The sequence below is a fragment of the Massilia sp. S19_KUP03_FR1 genome, assembly GCF_036688685.1.
Classification (GTDB): domain Bacteria; phylum Pseudomonadota; class Gammaproteobacteria; order Burkholderiales; family Burkholderiaceae_D; genus JALYUM01.
Genome location: NZ_JAQQPS010000055.1, coordinates 1 through 3612, shown reverse-complemented (window position 1 = coordinate 3612; position 3612 = coordinate 1). Strand labels below are relative to the sequence as shown.

The 3612-nt window shown below is 58.7% G+C and carries 5 protein-coding genes and 2 pseudogenes; 3 read left to right on the top strand and 4 right to left on the bottom strand.

All coding sequences use genetic code 11. The annotated features are described in order from the left end of the window. The first annotated feature begins 195 nt into the window (after positions 1–195). Together V6M87_RS27000 and V6M87_RS27335 are read left to right on the top strand one after the other, a co-directional pair. Complete coding sequence (locus V6M87_RS27000) at positions 196–459, top strand: hypothetical protein (RefSeq protein ID WP_332879769.1); 264 nt, start codon at positions 196–198, stop codon at positions 457–459. Between the two features lie 48 nt (positions 460–507). After that, entirely contained in the window at positions 508–861 is a 354-nt protein-coding gene (locus V6M87_RS27335; RefSeq protein ID WP_442920648.1) for a transposase, read from the top strand. Positions 862–916: 55 nt separating this feature from the next. Here the strand turns inward: V6M87_RS27335 and V6M87_RS26995 are convergent, their stop codons facing one another. The 4 genes and pseudogenes from V6M87_RS26995 to tnpA all read right to left on the bottom strand — a co-directional run bounded on the left by V6M87_RS26995 (position 917) and on the right by tnpA (position 2539). After that, complete coding sequence (locus V6M87_RS26995) at positions 917–1537, bottom strand: hypothetical protein (protein WP_332879768.1); 621 nt, start codon at positions 1535–1537, stop codon at positions 917–919. A gap of 60 nt (positions 1538–1597) precedes the next feature. Continuing rightward, positions 1598–1987: pseudogene (locus tag V6M87_RS26990) on the bottom strand (transposase domain-containing protein); the annotation flags it as partial. A gap of 29 nt (positions 1988–2016) precedes the next feature. Further along, positions 2017–2235 (bottom strand): annotated as a pseudogene (gene tnpB / locus V6M87_RS27330) (IS66 family insertion sequence element accessory protein TnpB); the annotation flags it as partial. Between the two features lie 88 nt (positions 2236–2323). Further along, positions 2324–2539 carry an IS66 family insertion sequence element accessory protein TnpA gene (gene tnpA / locus V6M87_RS26985; protein ID WP_332879767.1) on the bottom strand — a complete coding sequence of 72 codons (216 nt, stop codon included), beginning with the start codon at positions 2537–2539 and terminating at the stop codon, positions 2324–2326. Between the two features lie 81 nt (positions 2540–2620). Here tnpA and V6M87_RS26980 point away from each other — a divergent pair, with 81 nt between their 5' ends. Next, positions 2621–3064 carry a hypothetical protein gene (locus V6M87_RS26980; RefSeq protein ID WP_332879766.1) on the top strand — a complete coding sequence of 148 codons (444 nt, stop codon included), beginning with the start codon at positions 2621–2623 and terminating at the stop codon, positions 3062–3064. Positions 3065–3612: the final 548 nt, after the last annotated feature.

Below are 3612 nucleotides of genomic sequence, written 5' to 3'. Positions count from 1 at the left end.
GTGTGAAAGTAGGTTATCGTCAGGCTAGTTATAAGAGAGAAACCCCGTACAGAAATGTGCGGGGTTTTTTTTCGTCTGATGGTTTTTGGGGTTCCCTGGCCAGGCCATGTCCCGACCTTCGCCGGGAGGATCAGCTCGAAAGCGGCGCTTCCATGGAGCGGCACGAAATGTGAGCAGTAAGAGCCCCGTTCGCACGTGTTCGGTATCATCGACTTGCCGATCCTTGACGAAGCGGGAAATGCACCGCCCGCATTGGTGTGTGCTGCCTTTTCGCTGGCAAAAACCGCGACTGTCGTGGGCGGCTTCCATCAACTGGCGCCGATTGCGGGCTACGCGCGTTTGGCCGAGATTGGCATTGCGGCGCGTGCCGGCAGCGTGGTGGCCATGACGCGTCTGCTATCGCGCTGCAACGATCGTATGGACGATAGCGTACGTACACGATCAAAGTCCTGGCACTAGCATGCCGGCCGGGTTCGCAGACGGATTGAGGCCATGGCCTAAGCATCTCTGCCCGAAGAACTTTGGTCGCTTATAGCTGCCCATCTCCCGGCTCATCGCCGATCGCCAAGATGTGGACGGCCGCGTATAAGCGATGGGGCAGCGCTGACCGGCATCGTGTTCGTCCTTACGACCGGAATACATTGGGAATACATTCCGCGTGAACTCGGCTGTGACAGCGGTATGACGTACTGGCGTAGCCATTCACGAATGGATGCAAGCAAGCGTTTGGTAGCGTATCCATCAGGCAGTGTTGCGTCGCCTTCGCGAGCACGACCAAATCATGTGGCACCGCGGCAGCGTCGACGCTGCAGGCGTGCCATCACCTGCTGGCGACGAGCATACCGGCCGGAACCCAACTGATCGTGGCAAACTCGGCTGCAAACATCATCTACTGGTGGATCAACGTGGGCTGCCTCTAGTAGCCCAGATCTCGAAAGCGGAGGTCGATGATTCGCGTTTGCCCATCCCACTTATAGAATCGATCCGAGCTGTTAAAGGACTGTAGGACCGGATCGTGCGCGCAAACGCCCAGGTAAGCTGCACGCTGATCGGGCAAATGCTTGTAAGCGTCCAGCCCATCTATGAATTCATGATTGCCACGACCACACTCGATTCTTCGATTATTCAGGAGAAGAGTAGTGATGAGTGCGGGTAAGCGTAAGCGCATAGGGCAATGCAGGGCAACAATACAAACACCAGGATACGGCGCGACCCATCGGCCGGTGCATGGAACAGCCGCCACAGCAAAATCGCCAATGCGGCAAGGGCCAGCCCGCAGTCGCGCAAGCGTGTGCGTGCGCGAAGGCGGCGCACGCACACGCCACGACAGCAAGAATGGTGTGACGACCAATATTCCGGCCAGGTCGCCCACCCACCAGTTGGTGGCGGTGGTCGACGAGATCGCCGGCGCGACGATGCCGACCGAAATCAGCGTCGTCGTACCGAGCAAACGGTTTCCCCTGAACGTAAAATTCTTCCGGTTTTCAAAGGTAATTATGCTGAGGCGATGTACAGGCCAGCGTAAGGTGACAAGCATTCATTTCTCGTCCCCCTGCAAGCTTGCGCACTGCATCGTCACGAAACCTGCATGCACCGCTCACTCGTCACTGTCTGCACAAGCTTCTCTCCAGTCGGCGTCCGTACGCCGTCCACGAAGGTCATGCAGATCGGATCGCAAAGGGTTGGCGGCAAACATCTGCTTCCAGATGCGCGGCGTGAGCTGGTGCACAAGCGATGCGGGGTGCTGGCCGACGCGCTGTAGCACATCGACGAAGTAGTCGTAGGGGTTAATGCCATGCAGCCGGCAAGTGGCCAGCAGGCTTTGCGCGATGCCAATATGCTTTGCGCCCGGTTCCGTCCAACTGAACAACCAATTCTTTTGGCCCATCGGAATGACCTGAAGGGCTCGCTCCAAGTGGTTGGTGTCGATCGACACGTCGGGCTCGTCCAGGGACACGGACAGACCGACGAGGCGCTCTTGGATATACCATCGGCCCAGTTGCCGATCAGCCGGCCATGTTCAAGGCGCTTGGCCCAGACGCACGGCCCGGTTCGCTCGAAATACAGGACCTTTATCTGTGTGGCGCGTCGGTTGATGAACGCGAACAAATTGCCGGACAATTGATCCTGCAACATGACGTGCCTGGCCAACGCGTACAGGCCGTCAAAGGACAAGCGCATGCTCACCGGATGGCCGTACCGCAAGACGCGCACTTGGCCCTCGGGGAAGAACATCAGCGCCTCGCGATCGTCAGTACGACACCGCCGCCGAGATCGATGCATATGTCGACTCCGGAAATGGCCGGTGGCGCGTGTATAGGTGTTAGCGTCGGCGAATACTCGGCGGCCGCGCTGACGTTGGCGCGGCGGCGCGTTCGTTGGTGCCGTTCGCTAGCTTCGTGCGCCAGACGTGACAGTTAGCCTGCGAGATCGCCTCATCCCGGCAGTAGGCGGCGATGCTCTTGCCGCTCCCCGCATGCCGCGCCAGTCGATTACGCCAGGTCGCTCCTTTTGAGATCTGGAATTCCTGCTTGTCCATGCCCCGTATTGTTGAACTCGGAGGAGATTGTGTCGGCTTGAAGATCCAATAGATACAACGCCGTTCAGGAACCGGTTACGTATGGACGACGGCGTCAGCCTTCGCTTTCATTACCGCTGCAAGCTCAGCATCCTCAAATACTGCGACCAGTTGTGCTATGACGGCATGCTGCAGTCGGAAACGCGCGAAGACAGCCTCTTTCCTTGGTCGGCACTGGGTGGGTCAATGACGATGGCACGCCCACGCTGCTCAGCGGCTCGCAATGCAACCTACCCGAGGCCGATGCCATCCCCGGCCGAAAGGAAGTTGCTGGAACTCCCGGGTGGTGATGGGCCGGTCCGCTTGTCTGCGGATGGACTGGCGATGGCGCTGGCGCCGGTTCAGGAAAAGCAGGCAGTGTCGGCGGCGCAATTCTCAGCGCGCTTGTTCGGGTGTATCGCGCAGGTTGACGCGGGACAGTGTGATCCCCAGGTGGCGCTGGTGGAATTGGCTCCGCAAATCATGGCCGAGATGACTGGACGTTAGTTGCGCCCCGGCCTGGCATAATTTGCGCGCATCCCGCGCTGGCGGGACTGGCAGGCCAGCGCCCGCATAGTCATGGCGCGTCGTGAGGAGATCGCAAACCGGAACAATCCTCGAGTTTTACGTGCTGCCAATGGGAGCGCAAGAATCGGATCCGATCCGCGATCCAGGCAGGACGGTTGGGAGTGTTTCGATCAGCTCAAGCGCTCTAGAAGATTTGCTTGGACCCTTTGCAGAAGAGCCGCGGGGCGGTCTCAACCTCGCGGCCACAGGATCAACCGCCATGCTATTTCCCCGAATGCATTTGACCAGCTGGGCGCATTGATTGGGCGCGACGAGCTCGACGGATATATCCGCAACGCGATATCGGCCGCCCTGATGGAGGCGCAAACGCGACACGCAACGTTCTGGATTGGCGCTGCTTGAAGACATTGCTGCGTTATTTTCCTTAATCTCTTGAATAATTTCAGGGCGCTTGCTATAGTTCGCCTCCCAGCAAATTGCTGCAACAAATCAACAGGTTGCGACGAGATGTACGGGGACTGTTTCTG

Bases quoted from the DNA above. Each gene is read 5' to 3' on its own strand.
- V6M87_RS26995 (WP_332879768.1), bottom strand. From the start codon at position 1,537: ATGCTTGTCACCTTACGCTGGCCTGTACATCGCCTCAGCATAATTACC.
- tnpA (WP_332879767.1), bottom strand. From the start codon at position 2,539: ATGGACAAGCAGGAATTCCAGATCTCAAAAGGAGCGACCTGGCGTAAT.
- V6M87_RS26980 (WP_332879766.1), top strand. From the start codon at position 2,621: ATGGACGACGGCGTCAGCCTTCGCTTTCATTACCGCTGCAAGCTCAGC.